The sequence below is a fragment of the Massilia niastensis DSM 21313 genome, assembly GCF_000382345.1.
GTDB classification, from domain to species: domain Bacteria; phylum Pseudomonadota; class Gammaproteobacteria; order Burkholderiales; family Burkholderiaceae_D; genus Telluria; species Telluria niastensis.
The window spans coordinates 65,915-81,811 of the sequence record NZ_KB908080.1; the positions used below are offsets into that span (position 1 = coordinate 65,915).

16 protein-coding genes are annotated in these 15,897 nt (G+C 66.0%); 7 read left to right on the top strand and 9 right to left on the bottom strand.

The features are described 5' to 3' along the window. The first annotated feature begins 3 nt into the window (after positions 1–3). Positions 4–2,076: a putative bifunctional diguanylate cyclase/phosphodiesterase gene (locus tag H162_RS0104430; protein ID WP_020652244.1), complete on the top strand. Its 2,073-nt coding sequence runs from the start codon at positions 4–6 to the stop codon at positions 2,074–2,076. Here the strand turns inward: H162_RS0104430 and H162_RS0104435 are convergent. From H162_RS0104435 to H162_RS0104445, 3 genes are all read right to left on the bottom strand, one after another. Beyond that, positions 2,073–2,405, bottom strand: a complete 333-nt coding sequence (locus H162_RS0104435; protein ID WP_020652245.1) for a hypothetical protein — start codon at positions 2,403–2,405, stop codon at positions 2,073–2,075. The genes H162_RS0104430 and H162_RS0104435 overlap by 4 nt on opposite strands. Positions 2,406–2,508: 103 nt before the next feature. Then, on the bottom strand, positions 2,509–3,474 hold the full coding sequence (locus tag H162_RS0104440; protein WP_020652246.1) for an alpha/beta hydrolase: 966 nt from the start codon (positions 3,472–3,474) through the stop codon (positions 2,509–2,511). A 7-nt stretch (positions 3,475–3,481) separates the two neighbouring features. Beyond that, on the bottom strand, positions 3,482–5,158 hold the full coding sequence (locus H162_RS0104445; RefSeq protein WP_020652247.1) for an electron transfer flavoprotein-ubiquinone oxidoreductase: 1,677 nt from the start codon (positions 5,156–5,158) through the stop codon (positions 3,482–3,484). A gap of 145 nt (positions 5,159–5,303) precedes the next feature. On the opposite strand from H162_RS0104445, the gene H162_RS0104450 reads away from it, so the two are divergent. Beyond that, on the top strand, positions 5,304–6,107 hold the full coding sequence (locus H162_RS0104450) for an SDR family oxidoreductase (RefSeq protein ID WP_371846841.1): 804 nt from the start codon (positions 5,304–5,306) through the stop codon (positions 6,105–6,107). A 22-nt stretch (positions 6,108–6,129) separates the two neighbouring features. After that, positions 6,130–6,552: an acyl-CoA thioesterase gene (locus H162_RS0104455; RefSeq protein WP_020652249.1), complete on the top strand. Its 423-nt coding sequence runs from the start codon at positions 6,130–6,132 to the stop codon at positions 6,550–6,552. Positions 6,553–6,593: 41 nt separating this feature from the next. On the opposite strand, the gene H162_RS0104460 is transcribed toward H162_RS0104455, so the two are convergent. Further along, a complete protein-coding gene (locus H162_RS0104460) occupies positions 6,594–7,154 on the bottom strand; it encodes a PAS and helix-turn-helix domain-containing protein (protein ID WP_020652250.1) in 561 nt (186 codons plus the stop codon). A 265-nt stretch (positions 7,155–7,419) separates the two neighbouring features. On the opposite strand from H162_RS0104460, the gene H162_RS0104465 reads away from it, so the two are divergent. Both H162_RS0104465 and H162_RS0104470 read left to right on the top strand, forming a co-directional pair. Continuing rightward, a complete protein-coding gene (locus tag H162_RS0104465) occupies positions 7,420–8,115 on the top strand; it encodes a CoA transferase subunit A (RefSeq protein WP_020652251.1) in 696 nt (231 codons plus the stop codon). A gap of 24 nt (positions 8,116–8,139) precedes the next feature. Then, positions 8,140–8,790: a 3-oxoacid CoA-transferase subunit B gene (locus tag H162_RS0104470; protein ID WP_084676928.1), complete on the top strand. Its 651-nt coding sequence runs from the start codon at positions 8,140–8,142 to the stop codon at positions 8,788–8,790. A 64-nt stretch (positions 8,791–8,854) separates the two neighbouring features. On the opposite strand, the gene H162_RS0104475 is transcribed toward H162_RS0104470, so the two are convergent. The 5 genes from H162_RS0104475 to H162_RS0104495 form a co-directional block, all read right to left on the bottom strand. Then, the gene (locus H162_RS0104475; RefSeq protein WP_026354214.1) at positions 8,855–10,120 is read right to left on the bottom strand and encodes a M56 family metallopeptidase; all 1,266 of its coding nucleotides are present in this window, start codon (positions 10,118–10,120) and stop codon (positions 8,855–8,857) included. After that, positions 10,117–10,506: a BlaI/MecI/CopY family transcriptional regulator gene (locus tag H162_RS0104480; RefSeq protein WP_020652253.1), complete on the bottom strand. Its 390-nt coding sequence runs from the start codon at positions 10,504–10,506 to the stop codon at positions 10,117–10,119. Before H162_RS0104480 ends, H162_RS0104475 begins: the two co-directional genes overlap by 4 nt. A 405-nt stretch (positions 10,507–10,911) precedes the next feature. Next, entirely contained in the window at positions 10,912–12,213 is a 1,302-nt protein-coding gene (locus H162_RS0104485) for a dicarboxylate/amino acid:cation symporter (RefSeq protein WP_020652254.1), read from the bottom strand. Between the two features lie 139 nt (positions 12,214–12,352). Continuing rightward, positions 12,353–13,654, bottom strand: coding sequence for a metal-dependent hydrolase family protein (locus H162_RS0104490; RefSeq protein WP_020652255.1), 1,302 nt, complete (start codon positions 13,652–13,654; stop codon positions 12,353–12,355). A 64-nt stretch (positions 13,655–13,718) separates the two neighbouring features. Continuing rightward, positions 13,719–14,501: a 3-hydroxybutyrate dehydrogenase gene (locus H162_RS0104495; RefSeq protein WP_020652256.1), complete on the bottom strand. Its 783-nt coding sequence runs from the start codon at positions 14,499–14,501 to the stop codon at positions 13,719–13,721. Between the two features lie 135 nt (positions 14,502–14,636). Here H162_RS0104495 and H162_RS0104500 point away from each other — a divergent pair, with 135 nt between their 5' ends. Together H162_RS0104500 and H162_RS0104505 are read left to right on the top strand one after the other, a co-directional pair. After that, positions 14,637–15,515 (top strand): alpha/beta fold hydrolase, encoded by an 879-nt coding sequence (locus H162_RS0104500; RefSeq protein ID WP_020652257.1) that lies wholly within the window; start codon positions 14,637–14,639, stop codon positions 15,513–15,515. A gap of 27 nt (positions 15,516–15,542) precedes the next feature. Next, positions 15,543–15,893 (top strand): RidA family protein, encoded by a 351-nt coding sequence (locus tag H162_RS0104505; RefSeq protein ID WP_026354216.1) that lies wholly within the window; start codon positions 15,543–15,545, stop codon positions 15,891–15,893. Positions 15,894–15,897 lie beyond the last annotated feature (4 nt).

Here is a 15,897-nt window from a genome sequence, read left to right on the forward strand (position 1 = left end):
ACCATGGCGCCCCGCCTGCCGGGCGGCGGCGCCGTATTTTCGCCGCCGGCGCAACCCACCGCCGGTTACAACGACCTGTTCCTGCTCGCCCCCTTCGGCTTCTTCCTGCTCGCTCCCGACGGCACGATCCAGCACCTCAACCTGGCCGCCGCGCGGCTGCTGGGCGTCTCGCGCAGCGTGGCGACCGGCCAGGCCTTGCGCGGCTTCGTGCTCGAGGCGCACCGCGAACGCTTCGACGGCTTCGTCGCCGGGACCATGGCCGGCCTGCCCGGCGCGCGTTGCGAGCTCAGCCTGTGCGGCGCCGGCGGCGCGCTCACCGAGGTCAGCCTGCGCGGCAGTTTCGATGTCGGCACCCGGGCCTGCCGCGTGGTCGGCGAACTGGCGGGCGACCCCATCGACGCGCTGGCGCGCAGCGAGGAGCGCTTCCGCCGCATCGTGCACTGCGCCGACGAGGGCGTGTGGGAAGTCGACGCGTTCGGGCGCACCACCTTCGTCAATCCGCGCATGGCGGCCCTGCTGGGCTATGCGATCGAGGAGATGATCGAGCAGCCGGTGGCGCGCTTCATGGACGACGAGGGCAGGACCCTGCTCGAACGGAACATCAGCCGCCGTCGCCAGGGCGAGGTGCGGCGCTACGACTTCAAGTTCATCCGCAGCGACGGCGACGAACTATGGGCCTGCGTGGCGATCAATCCCCTGTTCGACGCCGCCGGCCGCTACCTGGGCGCCCTGGCCCTGATCCACGACGTCACGCGCCAGCGCGCGGCGGCCGCGCGCATCTGGCACCAGGCCAACTACGACGACCTGACCGGCTTGCCGAACCGGCACATGTTCATGGACCGCCTGGGCCAGGAGATCCGGCGCGCCGACCGCGGCGCCGCCTTCCTGGCGCTGCTGTTCATCGACCTCGACCGCTTCAAGGAAGTGAACGACCGCCTCGGGCACGCCGCCGGCGACCTCCTGCTGACCGAGGCGGCCCAGCGCATCGGCGCCTGCGTGCGCGGCTCCGACAGCATCGGCCGGCTCGGCGGCGACGAATTCACCGTGGTGCTGTCCGGGCTGGACCGGATCGCGGCGGTCGACCGGATCGCCCAGGACATCGTCGACGCCCTGGTCGCGCCCTTCGAGCTGGGCGGGCAGCAGGCCGAGGTCTCGGCCTCGATCGGCATTTCCCTGTACCCGGCGGACGCCACCGCGATCGGCGACCTGATGGCGCGCGCCGACCAGGCGATGTACGTCGCCAAGCATGCCGGGCGCAACCGCTACAGCTACTACACCAGCGGCGCGCAGCAGGCTTCGCTGGCGCGCCAGGCGATCGCCGCCGACCTGCGCGTGGCGCTGGCCGAGGGCCAGTTCGAGCTGCTGTACCAGCCGATCGTCTCGCTGCGCGATGGCGCGGTGCGCAAGGCCGAGGCGCTGCTGCGCTGGCGCCATCCGCGCCGCGGGCTGCTGCGGCCGGCCGAATTCATGCCCTTCGCCGAGTCGAACGGCCTGATCGTGGAAATCGGCGACTGGGTGCTGCGCGAGGCGGCGCTCCAGGTCCAGCGCTGGCAGCAGGCCTTCGACCCGGCCTTCCAGGTCAGCGTCAACAAGTCGCCGGTGCAGTTCCGGCGCGACCCGGAGCTGTACCAGGGCTGGCTGGATTTCCTGCGCCAGCTCGAACTGGCGCCGCGCAGCATCGTGATCGAGATCGGCGAAAGCGTGCTGCTGGACGGCATGGACGCCGTCATCGAGCGCCTGCGTCCGTACCGCGCGATGGGGCTGCAGGTGGCGCTCGACCACTTCGGCTCCGGCTACTCGTCGCTGGCCCACCTGGTGCGCTACGAGCTGGACTACGTGAAGATCGACCACGCCTTCGTCGAGGCGCTCGAACACGAAGCGAACGGACTGGCGCTGTGCGAGGCCATCATCGCGATGGCGCACAAGCTGGGACTGGAAGTGGTGGCGGAGGGCGTGGAAACCGAAGTCCAGCGCGCGCTGCTGCGCGAGTCGGGCTGCGATTACGCGCAGGGATACATGCTCGGCGGCCCGATGACGGCCGCCGAGCTGGAACGTCTAGGTTGCGGCGCCCGCTAGCGGTTACCGCTCTGTTGGCCGGACTGCTGGTTCTGGCCCGGTTGTTTCTGGCCCGGCTGCTGCTTCTGGCCGGGTTGCTGCTTCTTGCCCGACTGCTGGCTCTGGTCGGATTGCTGGCTCTGGCCCGGTTGCTGCTGGCCTGGTTGCTGGCGTTGTCCGCTGTCGCTTTGCTGGTTGCCCTGGCTGACAGACTGGCGATTGCCGACGTCGTCCTGCACGTCGTCGCTCAGGTTGCCGCTCACGCCATGGATGCCAGCCGCGCTGGTGCCGACGCCGCCCAGCTCATCGTAACTACGGCCTTTCGTGCCTTTGCCCTTGTTTTCAGCCATACTCGTCTCCTTTGCTGTTGAAACGGAAACTCGATGGTAATCCTCCTGCGTGCAAGGGCTATCGGAGCACGGACGCCCTTGCCGTAGGATCAGTCGGACAAAGTCAGCGGCTGGCCTGCGGCGCGCCCGGCGCGGGGACGATGCCGAGACCGCGCAGGAAATCGCGCGCAGCCTCGAACGCGGCGACCTGCTGGTCCAGGCTGAACCCGCCGTGGTCGCCGCCCTTGATGGTATGCAGCGCGTTGCGCACGCCGGCCTTGTCCAGGGCGATCTTCAGGCGCATCGCATGCGCGTATGGCACCATGGGATCGGCATCGCCGTGGATCGTGAAGACCGGCGGGCCGCCAGGACGCACGTAGGTTAGTGGCGACAGCGAGCGCGCCAGCGCGGCGCGTCCGGCCATGCTGCCGAACCAGGCGACCGCATAGGAGCGGATGTTCGGCCCTTCCAGCATGTCGGCCACGTCGGTGATGCCGAACCAGTTGACCACGGCGGCGACCTTCGGCGCGGGATTGACGTACGGGCCGCTCCATGCCGGCTCGTTGGCCGCGCACTGGCTGGCGAACGGCGAGTCGGGCGGCAGCATGGCCGTCGCCAGCGCCAGGTGGCCGCCGGCCGAACCACCCGTGGTGACGACCCTGGCCAGGTCGAGGTTGTAGCGTTTGGCATTGAGGCCGACCCACTGCAGCGCGCACAGCGTGTCCTCGACCGCTGCCGGCGCCAGCGCGGTCCGGGCCAGCCGGTACTCGACATTGAGCACCGCGAAGCCCATGCGCAGCCAGGGCAGCACGTCCAGCACCGTGCCCTCGCGGCTGCCGGCGACCCAGCCGCCGCCATGGAAATGGAGCACCACCGGCAGCGGCTGCCCGCCTGGCGCGACCGGCCGGTAGAGGTCCAGCTTCAGCGCCTGCCCGCTGGCGGTGAGGTAAGTGACATTCGGCTCGACCGTCTGGGTATGGCTGAGCAGCACGGCGGTGCGCAGGTCGTCCTGCGCCGCCGCGGAAAGGGCTGTGGCCGCCAGCGCGCAGGCCAGCAGTGCGTGGCAGGCACGGGACGTCGGTTTGCGCATCCCGGCCTCACATGTTCGGGTAGTTCGGGCCGCCGCCGCCTTCCGGCGTCACCCAGACGATGTTCTGGGTCGGATCCTTGATGTCGCAGGTCTTGCAGTGCACGCAGTTCTGGGCGTTGATCTGCAGGCGGTCCTGGCCCGCATCCGTCTTCACGAACTCGTACACCCCGGCCGGGCAGTAGCGCTGTTCCGGTCCCGCGAACTTCGCCAGGTTGACGTCCACCGGGATGCTCGGGTTCTTCAGGGTCAGGTGCACCGGCTGGTCTTCGCTGTGGTTGGTGTTCGAGATGAATACCGACGACAGGCGGTCGAAGGTCAGCTTGCCGTCCGGCTTCGGATACACGATCGGCTTGAACTGCGCGGCCGGCTTCAGGCATTCGTGGTCGGCGTGATGGTGGCGCAGGGTCCACGGCGCCTTGCCGCGGAAGACGATCTGGTCGATGCCGACCATGATCGTGCCCAGCACCAGGCCTTTGCTCATCCAGGGCTTGAAGTTGCGCGCGATGTGCAGCTCCTCGTGCAGCCACGACTTCTCGAAGGCGGCCGGGTAGGCCGTCAGCTCGTCGCCCTGGCGGCCCGCAGCCAGCGCCTCGAAGGCGGCGTCGGCCGCCAGCATGCCGGTCTTGATCGCGGCATGGCTGCCCTTGATGCGGCTGGTGTTCAGGAAGCCGGCGTCGTCGCCGATCAGGGCGCCGCCCGGGAACACGGTCTTCGGCAGGGATTGCAAACCCCCTGCAGTGATCGCACGTGCGCCATACGAAATGCGCTTGCCGCCTTCGAAGGTGCCGCGGATCGCCGGGTGGGTTTTATAGCGCTGGAATTCCTCGTACGGCGACAGGTAGGGGTTTTCATACGACAGGCCCACCACGAAGCCGACCGCCACCAGGTTGTTCTCCAGGTGGTACAGGAAGGAGCCGCCATAGGTGGCGTTGTCGAGCGGCCAGCCGGCGGTGTGGATCACCAGGCCGGGCTGGTGCTTGGCGGGATCGATCTCCCACAGTTCCTTGATGCCGATGCCGTAGGTCTGCGGATCCTTGCCCTTGTTCAGGTCGTACTTCGCCATCAGCTGCTTGCCGAGGTGGCCGCGCGAACCTTCGGCGAACAGCGTGTACCTGGCGTGCAGCTCCATGCCGAGCTGGAAGGCGTCGGTCGGTTCTCCCTCGCGATTGACGCCCATGTTGCCGGTGGCGACACCCTTCACGGAACCATCGTCGTGGTACAGGATCTCGGCGGCGGCGAAGCCGGGAAAGATCTCGACGCCCAGGCTCTCGGCCTGCTGGCCCAGCCAGCGCACCACATTGGCCAGCGAGATCACGTAGTTGCCGTGGTTCTTCAGCGCGGGCGGAATCGCGAACCCGGGCGTGGCGTAGGACTTGGTCTCGGTCAGGAACAGCACGCGGTCTTCCGTCACCGCGGTGGTCAAAGGCGCGCCTTTTTCCTTCCAGTCCGGGATCAGTTCGCTGATTGCGCGCGGATCCATCACGGCGCCCGACAGGATGTGGGCGCCCAGTTCCCCGCCTTTCTCCAGCACACAGACCGACACGTCCTGGCCTTTTTCGGCGGCCAGCTGCTTGAGGCGGATCGCGCTGGACAAGCCTGCGGGACCGCCACCGACGATCACCACGTCGTATTCCATGGCTTCGCGCGGTCCGTATTGTTCGAGAATGTTGATTGCCTCAGTCATAATTTTTATAAGGATAGAAAAATTTAAGCACGAGTGTGCGGTTTTTTAACGCTGTTTGCAACTATTGCCGCCATTTTACGGGCAATATTAGATGCGGCAATCTAATACTGGGCTTTTGTGACATCATTATGCTTTCGCAACAGCGATGCGTGGGACAACGTGGGGAGCCGACGTGGGTATTGAAGTCAATTTCGAAGGAAAGATTGCGATGGTCACGGGGGCCTCGAGCGGTCTCGGGGCACGGTTTGCAAAAGCGCTGGCCGGTGCGGGCGCGCAGGTGGTGCTGGCCTCGCGCCGCGTCGAGCGGCTCAAGGAGCTGCGCGCCGAGATCGAAGCCGACGGCGGCGCGGCGCACGTGGTGCGGCTCGACGTGACCGACCTGGACAGTATCAAGTCGGCGATCGCGCATGCCGAGACCGAGGCCGGGCCGATCGACATCCTGGTGAACAATTCGGGGGTCTCGAGCACCCAGCGCCTGCTGGACGTGTCCGAGGACGACTATGGCTACATCATGGACACCAACCTGCGCGGCGCCTTCTTCATGGCGCAGCAGACCGCCAAGCGCATGATCGCGCGCGCCAAGGGCGACCCGCGCAAGCAGCACCGGATCGTCAACATCGCCTCGGTGGCGGGCCTGCGCGTGCTGCCGCAGATCGGCGTGTACTGCATCAGCAAGGCGGGCGTGGTGCAGATGACCAAGGCGATGGCGGTGGAGTGGGGCCGCTACGGCATCAACGTCAACGCCATCTGCCCCGGCTACATCGCGACCGAGATGAACGAGGATTACTTCGATACCGAGCAGGGGCGCAAGCTGATCGAGATGCTGCCGCGCAAACGCCCGGGCAGGCCGGAAGACCTCGACGGGCTGCTGCTGCTGCTGGCGGCGGAGGAAGCCCATTTTATCAATGGCGCCATCATCACTGCCGACGACGGCATGACGGCGCAGTAAAGACGCAGTCAAGAAGGAAGCAATGAGCAGCAGGAAGTTCGTGCATGCGATCCGCATGCCTATCCGTTGGGGTGACATGGATGCGATGGGTCACGTCAACAACACCAATTATTTCCGCTATATCGAGTCGGCCCGCATCGCGTGGCTGGAGCAGGTGGGCGGCATGCCCGATCCGCGCGGCGAAGGCCCGGTGATCGTGCATGCCTCGATGAGTTTCCTGAAGCAGCTGACCTATCCGGGCGAGATCGAGGTGCGCACCTTCGTGGCGCCGCCGGGGCGCTCGAGTGTCGAGGTGTCGCACGAGATCCGTCTCGTGGGGCCGGACGGGCAGGCGGGGGCGCTGCATGCCGAAGGGGCGGCCAAGGTGGTGTGGGTGAATTTCGCGGCGGAGAAGTCGGCGCCCTTGCCGGAGGCCTTGCGGGCGGTGCTGCTTTCGGCTGAGTAGAGCGGGGTTCGCGGCTGCCCATTCGCAGCCGCAGGCGCGGGCTACCTCGCCACGCCCACCAGCTTGTGCACCAGCTCCGACGAGGTCGATGCCGAGAACTTGCGCATCAGGCTGGCCCGGTGCATCTCCACCGTGCGCGGCGACAGGTCGGTCTCGCGCGCGATCACCTTGCTGGTCTTGCCCTCCACCAGCAGCGCCGCGATCTCGCGTTCGCGCGGCGTCAGCTCCGCCGTCACCGGCCTTTTCTCGCTCACGTCCTCGAAGGTCCACACCCCCGCGCCCAGCGGCTCGGCCGGATTCAGCGCCCGTCCCGTCACGTGGCACCAGAACAGTTCCCCGCTGGCGCGGCGCATGATGCGCTCGTCCGAATAGCGCCCCCTGGCATTCATGATCGGGATGATCCGGTCGCCGGTCCTGAGGAATTCATCCATCGTCGGATAGAGCACGCAGAACGATTTTCCGTCCAGGTGGCCGCGCTCGTAGCCGAACATCGCGGCCAGCGCCTCGTTGCAGGCCTGGATCACGCGGTTGACCGAGATGCACATGCCGACCGGGGCATGCTGGAAGATCATCTGGTAATCGATGGCGTATGATGGGTTCATCTGGGGGAGATCGACTGCTGTGTTCATCGAGGTGGGGGCCGTAGTTCTACGGTATTGTGCTTCGGTGCCCTGTATTTTATGCTGAGAATCTACTCTTGTAGGAAAGCTTGGACAAGCGTCGCGAGCGGCAGCAATGTTGGCCGAGAAGCGCAGCTGTACGAGAAGTACAGCGAGCCTCGCAGGCCGACAGTGCAACGCGCAGCAGCTTGTTCGAGGTTTCTGGGGTACAGAAGAGCTTTTGGGCTTAACTATAAAAGGGACGGGTATGAATAAAGTTTATCCTGATGCGCGGTCGGCCCTGGCCGGCATCGTCCAAGACGGCCAGACCATCGCCGTGGGCGGCTTCGGCCTGTGCGGCATTCCGGAGGCGCTGATCGAAGCGCTGCGCGATTCCGGCGTGAAGAACCTCACCGCGATTTCGAACAACGCCGGCGTCGACGGCTTCGGCCTCGGCCAGCTGCTGGAAACGCGCCAGATCAAGAAGATGATCTCGTCCTACGTGGGCGAGAACAAGGAGTTCGCGCGCCAGTTCCTGGCCGGCGAACTGGAACTCGAATTCACCCCGCAGGGCACCCTGGCCGAGAAGCTGCGCGCCGGCGGCGCCGGCATCCCGGCCTTCTTCACCAAGACCGGCTACGGCACCATTGTCGCCGAAGGCAAGGAAACCCGTGAGTTCGACGGCGAACACTATGTGATGGAACGCAGCCTGGTGCCGGACGTCTCGCTGGTCAAGGCCTACATGGCCGACCGCGCCGGCAACCTGGTGTTCCGCAAGACGGCCCGCAACTTCAATCCGAACGTGGCCATGGCAGGCAAGGTCTGCATCGTCGAAGTCGAGAAGCTGGTCGAGATCGGCGAGATCGATCCGGACCAGGTGCACACCGCGAGCATCTTCGTGCACCGCATCGTCCACAATCCGACGCCGGAAAAGCGCATCGAACAGCGCACCGTGCGCACCTAACCAAGACCGATTCGGAGACAGAACATGGCATGGACTCGTGATGAAATGGCCGCGCGCGCGGCACGGGAGCTGCAGGACGGCTTCTACGTGAACCTGGGGATCGGCCTGCCGACCCTGGTCGCCAACTACGTACCGCAGGATATCGAGGTGTTCCTGCAGTCCGAGAACGGCCTGCTCGGCATCGGCCCGTTCCCGACCGAGGAGGAGGTCGACGCCGACCTGATCAACGCCGGCAAGCAGACCGTCACCGCACTGCCGGGCTCAGCCTACTTCAGCTCGGCCGATTCCTTCGGCATGATCCGCGGCGGCAAGATCAACCTGGCGATCCTGGGTGCGATGCAGGTGTCCGAACGCGGCGACCTGGCCAACTGGATGATTCCCGGCAAAATGGTCAAGGGCATGGGCGGCGCGATGGACCTGGTGGCGGGCGTCAAGCGCGTCGTGGTCGTGATGGAACACGTCGCCACCGCCAAGGATGGCTCGACCTCGCACAAGATCCTCAAGAAATGCGACCTGCCGCTGACCGGCGTGGGCGTGGTCGACCGCATCATCACCGACCTGGGCGTGATGGACGTGACCGAGACCGGCCTGAAGCTGGTGGAACTGGCGCCGGGCGTGAACAAGGAACAGATCGTGGCCGCGACCGGCTGCGAACTCGATACCTCGGCGGTGTAAACGACAAGACGGCCCGCCCGGGGCCGCTCGACAAGCCCGGCAGGCGTCCCTGCCGGGCTTTTTTTTAATCCACCGACCAGACGTACTTGACCTTGGCCCAGGACTGCACTGGCAGGCCGGCCTTGCGTCCCGGATAGAAGCTGCATTTGCTGATCGCCGTGAGTGCCGCGTCGTCCAGCGCCGGATGACCGCTCGAATCCAGGACCTTCGAATCCTTGACCTTGCCGTCGGTACCGACCAGGAAGTCGAAGGCGACCGTGCCTTGCTGCTTCAACTTGAGTGCCTCGTGCGGATAGACCGGCTTCTTGCAGCTCGGGAAGTCGACGCTGGCATAGGTATCGGGCTCGGCAGTCGTTTGCGGTGCAGGTGCGGCATGGGCAAACAGCGCGGTGCTCATCACGGCGATACCCAGCAGGGGAATCGCGGCTTTCCAGTTCAATGCTTGCGTATCGGGACGAACCAATCGTTTGATGCGGAACATAAGATCTCCTCCGTTGGCGGGAACCGCCAGGTGGTGGGTTGAGAACTGGATGCGCTCCAGCTCGGAAAGGGCAAGGGCCAGGCGCCGCGGTTCGCCGAGTATCCTTGCTGCGAAATCGTCTGCAATGTGTTCACGTTCCTGACGCACCTGACCCGAGATCCACCACACCGCCGGGTGGTAGAACAGCAGGGTCTCGACCAGGTTCTGCGCCAGGTTGACCAGGTAATCGTGGCGCCGGATATGCGCCAGTTCATGCGCCAGCAGGGCTTCCAGCAGGTGGGCCGGCATGCCGGACACCAGCGCCGCCGGCACCAGCACGACCGGGCGCCACCAGCCGGCCGTGACCGGGCTGGCCAGGCCGGCGACCACGCGCAGCCGCACCGTCCTGGTCAGGTCGAAGCGGACGGCCAGCCGATCCAGCCGCGCCTGCCAGGCCGGATCGCTGGCCTCGTCCCTGGCGGCGCGCCTGATCCACAGCAGCCCCATCGCCATGCGCAGCGCCAGCAGCAGCGCGCACAGCGCCCAGCACAGCACGATGCCGGCCAGGTGCTCGCGCAGCAGCGTGGTCCAGATCCCGTCGTCCGCCGTGCCGGCGGCCTCGGCCTGGGCTGCGAACAGGCCGGCGGCCCCTGTCGCCGCCGCGCCGTCCCGCAGGCGCAGGACCAGGTCGAGCGCCGGCCAGGCCAGGCACAGGAACAGGCCGGCGCAGGCCACCAGGTAGCGCTGTTCGGCGCGGGCGTTGCGCAGCAGCGCCAGGCAGACCGCGGTGGCGCAGCCGACCAGCACGCCCTGCCAGAGGAAGTGCAGCAGGGTCCAGCCCAGTGCGGCGATCACCCCGGCGGCGCTCATTGCTTGTCCTTGTCGTCGCGCAGCAACTGCTCGATCTCGTCGCGCTCCTTCTTCGAGATGCCGCTCTTCAGCGCCGCCAGCACCAGCGCCTTGGCGGAACCGGCGAAGGCGCGCTGCATCAGGTCCTTCAGCAGGTTGCCCTGCAGGGCGTCGCGGGCGTGGGCCGGGGCGTAGACATGGGAGCGTTCGCTCTCGTCGCGGATCAGCAGGCCCTTGCCGTGCATCACCTGCATCAGGCGCAGCACGGTGGCGTAGGTCACGTCCGGACGCTGTTTCAGCATCTCTTCGTGGGCCTGCTTGGCGGTGGCGGAGCCGAGCGGCCACAGGACCTGCAGCAGGTCGAGTTCGGCCGGAGTGGGCTTGGGGGCGTCGGTGGGGCGGGGCATGGCATCCTCCTTGGTCTTGGCCAGCCTCTAGATTAATCGGTCTAGACAGATGTGTCTACTAAATTCTGATTGGTATCGCGCACCTACCATTCAGGGGCAACCATTCAGGGTCAGGTCTGTCATTCGGACATGGACGCCCAAGCCTTGCGATATTTCAGAACGTCGTTGAATTTGCTGACACTCGTTTTCCCGTCCAGGCTCTCTCCATCTGCTCGAAACAACGACGAGCCGAGCAGCTGACGCATTGGATTAGACAAATCAGGTTTTGATATGGATCAAAGGTGTGTGATCGGTGTCCGAATGACAGACCTGACCCTGAAGGGGGGATTAGACTTTGGTGTCTAATCGGGGGAGGGGCGAAAAAAAACCGCGCCGTAGCGCGGTCTCTTTGGGGAGCAGGTCGGATCAGGCAGCTTCGCGCACTTCGTGCAGGCCCTTGTCGCCATCGACCGGTGCGCGGCCGTGGAGGACATCGTCCATGCGCTTGGTGTCGAGTTCCTTTTCCCACTTCGACACCACGACCGTCGCCACACCGTTGCCGATGAAGTTGGTCAGGGCGCGGGCTTCGCTCATGAAGCGGTCGATACCGAGGATCAGGGCCATGCCGGCGACCGGGATGGTCGGCACCACGGCCAGGGTCGCGGCCAGGGTGATGAAGCCGGCGCCGGTGATGCCCGATGCGCCTTTCGAGGTCAGCATCGCCACCGCCAGGATGGTCAGTTCCTGGGTCAGGGTCAGGTCGGTGTTGGTTGCCTGGGCCACGAACAGGGCCGCCATCGTCATGTAGATGTTGGTGCCGTCCAGGTTGAACGAGTAGCCGGTCGGGACCACGAGGCCGACCACCGGCTTCGAGCAACCCAGCTTTTCCAGCTTGCGCATCAGGGCCGGCAGGGCGCTTTCGGACGAAGAGGTGCCGAGCACGATCAGCAGTTCTTCCTTGATGTAGCTGATGAAGCGGACGATCGAGAAGCCGGTCATCTTGGCGATGAAGCCCAGCACGACGAACACGAACAGCGCGCAGGTCAGGTAGAACGAACCCATCAGCTTGGCCAGCGGCAGCAGCGAGTCGAGGCCGTATTTGCCGATGGTGAAGGCCATCGCGCCGAATGCGCCGATCGGGGCGACCTTCATGACGATGTTCACGACGCCGAAGATCACGTGCGAGAAGTCGTCGATCAGCTTGGTGATCGGACGGCCGCGCTCGCCCATCAGCGACAGCGAGAAGCCGAACAGGATGGCGATCAGGAGCACCTGCAGGATGTCGCCCTTGGCGAACGCGTCCACGAAGGTGTTCGGGATGATGTTCATGAGGAAGTCGGTCGTGCTCTGGCTGTGGGCCTTGGCGGTGTACTGCGCGATCGAGCTGGCGTCGAGGTGGGCGGCGTCGACGTTGAAGCCGGCGCCCGGCTTGACCAGGTTGGCGACGACCAGGCCGATGGCCAGGGCGAAGGTCGAGACGACTTCGAAATACAACAGCGCCTTGCCGCCGACGCGGCCGATCTTCTTCATGTCCTGCATCCCGGCAATGCCGGCGACGACGGTACAGAAGATCACGGGGGCGATGATCATCTTGATCAGTTTGATGAAACCGTCTCCCAAAGGTTTCATCGCCGTACCCAGTTCGGGGTAGAACACCCCGAGCAGCACGCCAACGAAGATGGCGAACAGCACCTGGACATACAGGATTTTATAGAATGGCTTTTTCATGACAACTCTTCAACGAGGTTGGTGGTGATGCCATCTTCGCTGAATCACTGCAGGGCAGCTATTGTGGAAATCCGCATGCGGGTAAACACCAATCGCCCGCCGTGGAGAGGGCGGGTTCCCGCATAAGGATGAGAAAACGCTAAGGTTGCCGGTGGATCGCGCCGCCTTTCATCACGAAGGCGACCCTGGCGACGGCCTGGATGTCCGCGGTCGGGTCGCCGTCCACCGCGACCACGTCGGCCAGCAACCCCGGCCTGAGCTGTCCCAGTTCCTTCGACTTTCCCAGGATGTCGGCCGCCACCGAGGTCGCCGCGCGCAAGGCCTCGAGCGGCGTCATGCCGAGGCGGACCATCCAGGCCAGCTCGCGCACGTTGTCGCCATGCGTGAACACGCCCACGTCGCTGCCGTTGCCGATCCTGACGCCGGCGCGCAGCGCCAGCCGGAAGGCGCGCTGCGACTGCTGCATCGACGGCGTCGGGGCGCCGCCGCGCACGTGCTTCTCGAAGTATTCGCCCATCGCCTCGGGCGCCGTCAGGGTCGGGACGTAGGCCGTACCGCGCTCCTTCATCAGCCTGAGCGTCGCCTCCGACGCGCCATAGCCATGCTCGATGGTGTCGGCGCCCGCCAGCACGGCCATCCGGATCGCCTCGTCGCTGGTCGCGTGCATCGCCACCTTGCGGCCGGTGACGCGGCTGGCGGCCACCATCGCCTTCAGTTCCTCGAGCGTGAAGGTGGGGCGCGTGGCGCCGCCGATGCCGGTGCTGTAGTCGGCATAGATCTTGATCCAGTCCGCGCCGCGCGCCGACTGCTCGCGCACCGCTTTCACGGCTTCGTCGATGCCGGTCGCGGGCTGGGCGCCGTAGGGCAGTTCGATGTCGGGACGGTAGTCGCGTTCGGACGGCCCGTAGCTGTAGCTGGCCACGATGGCGCGGGTGGCGACGAACAGGCGCGGTCCCGGCGCCACGCCCTCGTCGATGGCGCGCTTGATGCCGACGTCGGCATAGCCCGCGCCTTCGGTACCGAGGTCGCGCAGGGTCGTGAAGCCCGCCTGCAGGGTGGCCGCAGCGTGCTTTCCGGCCAGCATGATGCGGTAGGCGACCGGCTCCTTGAGCACCTGGTCGTCCCAGACGGTTTCGTTATAGGGATGCAGCAGGACGTGGGAATGGAGGTCGATCAGGCCCGGGATCAGGGTCTTGCCGGGCAGGTCGATGCGCTGCGCGTCCGGCGGCGCCTGCACCTTGTCGAGCGGGCCGACCGCCGCGATGCGGCCGTCCGCGACCAGCACCGCCCATCCGCGCTGCGGCGCGCCTTCGCCGGTCCAGACCCGGTCGGCCGTCAGGAGGACCGGCTTGCGCTGCGCGGGAGGGACGTCCGCCGCATGGGCGAGGGACGCAAGCAGCGCGAGGGTGCTCAGTGCGAAGGTCTTGGCCCGGGTGCGCATGGATGTCCTCCTCGTGCTTGTCATGCCGGTTGGATGGGCGGCTGGTGCGCCCATCCTGCGAGTCTTACTGGGCGGCCCAGCCGCCGTCCATGTTCCAGGCCACGCCGCGCACCTGGTTGCCGGCCGGGCTGCAGAAGAACACCGCCAGCGCGCCGAGTTCTTCCGGCGTGACGAATTCGCCCGAAGGCTGCTTTTCGGCCAGCAGCGCCTTGCGCGCCGCGTCGTTGCTCAGGTTCTCGCGCGCGGCGCGGTCGTCGACCTGCTTCTGGACCAGCGGGGTCAGGACCCAGCCCGGGCAGATCGCGTTGCAGGTCACGCCGGTGTGCGCGGTTTCGAGCGCGGTGACCTTGGTGAAGCCGACCAGGCCGTGCTTGGCCGCGACATAGGCCGATTTCTGCGCCGAGCCGACCAGGCCGTGGACCGAAGCCAGGTTGATGATGCGGCCCCAGTTCTTCTGCTTCATGCCCGGCAGCGCGAGGCGGGTGGTGTGGAAGGCCGAGGTCAGGTTGATCGCGATGATCGCGTCCCAGCGCTCGACCGGGAAATCCTCGACCGCGGCCACGTGCTGGATGCCGGCATTGTTGACCAGGATGTCGACGCCGCCGAACTTGTCGGTGGCGAACTGCATCATGGCCTCGATCTGCTCCGGCTTCGACATGTCGGCGTTGTGGTAGGCGGTCTGGATGCCGAATTCGGCGCCGATGTCGGTGTAGAGCTTCTCGATCTGCTGGGCGTCGCCGAAGCCGTTGAACACGATATTGGCGCCCTGTTCCGCCAGGGTACGGGCGATCCCGAGGCCGATGCCCGAGGTCGAACCGGTGACGAGAGCCGTTTTGCCGCTTAACATGCTGGATTTCATTGGGTCCTCTTGTGAAGGTGATCGGAGAGCTTGCCTCGGAATTGGTAGAATTGTAATCGCAACGCCCGGTAAAATGGTGCGCTGCGATGAAGAGACCCCAATTTTGTGATGACGGAGTGCAGGATGTTTGACGCCAGGTTAAAAACCGTACAATGCAGCTCGCCCGCGGGCCTGCATCGCGTCGCCTACAAGGAATGGGGCGATCCCGCCAATCCGAAGGTGCTGGTGTGCGTCCACGGCGTGACCCGCGTGGGCGACGACTTCGACCATCTGGCGCGCGCCCTGTGCGACGAATACCGGGTGGTGTGCCCGGACGTGGTCGGCCGCGGCCGGTCCGACCGGCTGCGCAATCCGGAGTTCTACACCATCCCGCAATACGTGGCCGACATGGTGACCCTGGTGGCGCGGGTCACCGCGCCGGGCGACGCCGACGGGGTGCACTGGTTCGGCACCTCGATGGGCGGCCTGATCGGCATGGTGCTGGCTTCGCTCGACAACAGCCCGATCCAGAGGCTGGTGCTGAACGATATCGGACCCGTGCTCGATGGGACGGCGATGCAGCGCATCGCCGAGTACATCGGCCAGGACCTGCGCTTTCCCGACTTCGCCACCGGGGCGGAGTACGTGAAGACGGTGTCGATGTCCTTCGGGCCGCACACCGAGGAAGAGTGGCACAAGCTGTGCAGCGACGTGCTGCGCCAGGATGCGGACGGCCGGTGGGTGCGCCACTACGACCTCGGCCTGGCCCAGCCGTTCCGCGCCCTCACGCCGGAGCGCGCCAGCGCCGACGAGGCCTCGCTGTGGACCGCCTTCGACGCGATCCGCTGCCCGACCCTGCTGGTGCGCGGCGAGCACTCCGACCTGCTGTCGCGCGAGACCGCGGCCCTGATGGCCACCCGCGGGCCGCGCCCGCGCGTCGTCGAGATCCCGGGTGTCGGCCACGCGCCGACCTTCATCCAGGCCCACCAGATCGCCATCGCGCGAGAATTTTTGATCGGCTGAACAGCCATTTTTTTTAGAAAGACACCCATGGAAATCAAACGACTCCACGTAGGCAAACGCATGTCCGAGGTCGCTATTTACAACGATACCGTCTACCTGGCAGGCCAGATCGCCGAAGACACCTCGAAAGGCATCGAGGACCAGATGCGCGAGGTGCTCGGCCACGTCGACCGCCTGCTGGCCGATGCCGGCAGCGACAAGTCCTGCATCCTGATGTGCCAGATCTTCATCACCGACATGGCGAATTTCCCCGCCATGAACACCGTCTGGGACGAGTGGGTCGCCCAGGGCCACACCCCGCCGCGCGCCACCGTCGAGGCCAAGCTGGCCAATCCCGCATGCCTGGTGGAGGTCTGCATCACCGCCGCCCTGCGTTAATCCG

Coding starts and splice junctions, on each gene's coding strand:
- H162_RS0104430 (WP_020652244.1), top strand. CDS start 4: ATGGCGCCCCGCCTGCCGGGCGGCGGCGCCGTATTTTCGCCGCCGGCG.
- H162_RS0104435 (WP_020652245.1), bottom strand. CDS start 2,405: ATGGCTGAAAACAAGGGCAAAGGCACGAAAGGCCGTAGTTACGATGAG.
- H162_RS0104440 (WP_020652246.1), bottom strand. CDS start 3,474: ATGCGCAAACCGACGTCCCGTGCCTGCCACGCACTGCTGGCCTGCGCG.
- H162_RS0104445 (WP_020652247.1), bottom strand. CDS start 5,158: ATGACTGAGGCAATCAACATTCTCGAACAATACGGACCGCGCGAAGCC.
- H162_RS0104450 (WP_371846841.1), top strand. CDS start 5,304: ATGCGTGGGACAACGTGGGGAGCCGACGTGGGTATTGAAGTCAATTTC.
- H162_RS0104455 (WP_020652249.1), top strand. CDS start 6,130: ATGAGCAGCAGGAAGTTCGTGCATGCGATCCGCATGCCTATCCGTTGG.
- H162_RS0104460 (WP_020652250.1), bottom strand. CDS start 7,154: ATGAACCCATCATACGCCATCGATTACCAGATGATCTTCCAGCATGCC.
- H162_RS0104465 (WP_020652251.1), top strand. CDS start 7,420: ATGAATAAAGTTTATCCTGATGCGCGGTCGGCCCTGGCCGGCATCGTC.
- H162_RS0104470 (WP_084676928.1), top strand. CDS start 8,140: ATGGCATGGACTCGTGATGAAATGGCCGCGCGCGCGGCACGGGAGCTG.
- H162_RS0104475 (WP_026354214.1), bottom strand. CDS start 10,120: ATGAGCGCCGCCGGGGTGATCGCCGCACTGGGCTGGACCCTGCTGCAC.
- H162_RS0104480 (WP_020652253.1), bottom strand. CDS start 10,506: ATGCCCCGCCCCACCGACGCCCCCAAGCCCACTCCGGCCGAACTCGAC.
- H162_RS0104485 (WP_020652254.1), bottom strand. CDS start 12,213: ATGAAAAAGCCATTCTATAAAATCCTGTATGTCCAGGTGCTGTTCGCC.
- H162_RS0104490 (WP_020652255.1), bottom strand. CDS start 13,654: ATGCGCACCCGGGCCAAGACCTTCGCACTGAGCACCCTCGCGCTGCTT.
- H162_RS0104495 (WP_020652256.1), bottom strand. CDS start 14,501: ATGTTAAGCGGCAAAACGGCTCTCGTCACCGGTTCGACCTCGGGCATC.
- H162_RS0104500 (WP_020652257.1), top strand. CDS start 14,637: ATGTTTGACGCCAGGTTAAAAACCGTACAATGCAGCTCGCCCGCGGGC.
- H162_RS0104505 (WP_026354216.1), top strand. CDS start 15,543: ATGGAAATCAAACGACTCCACGTAGGCAAACGCATGTCCGAGGTCGCT.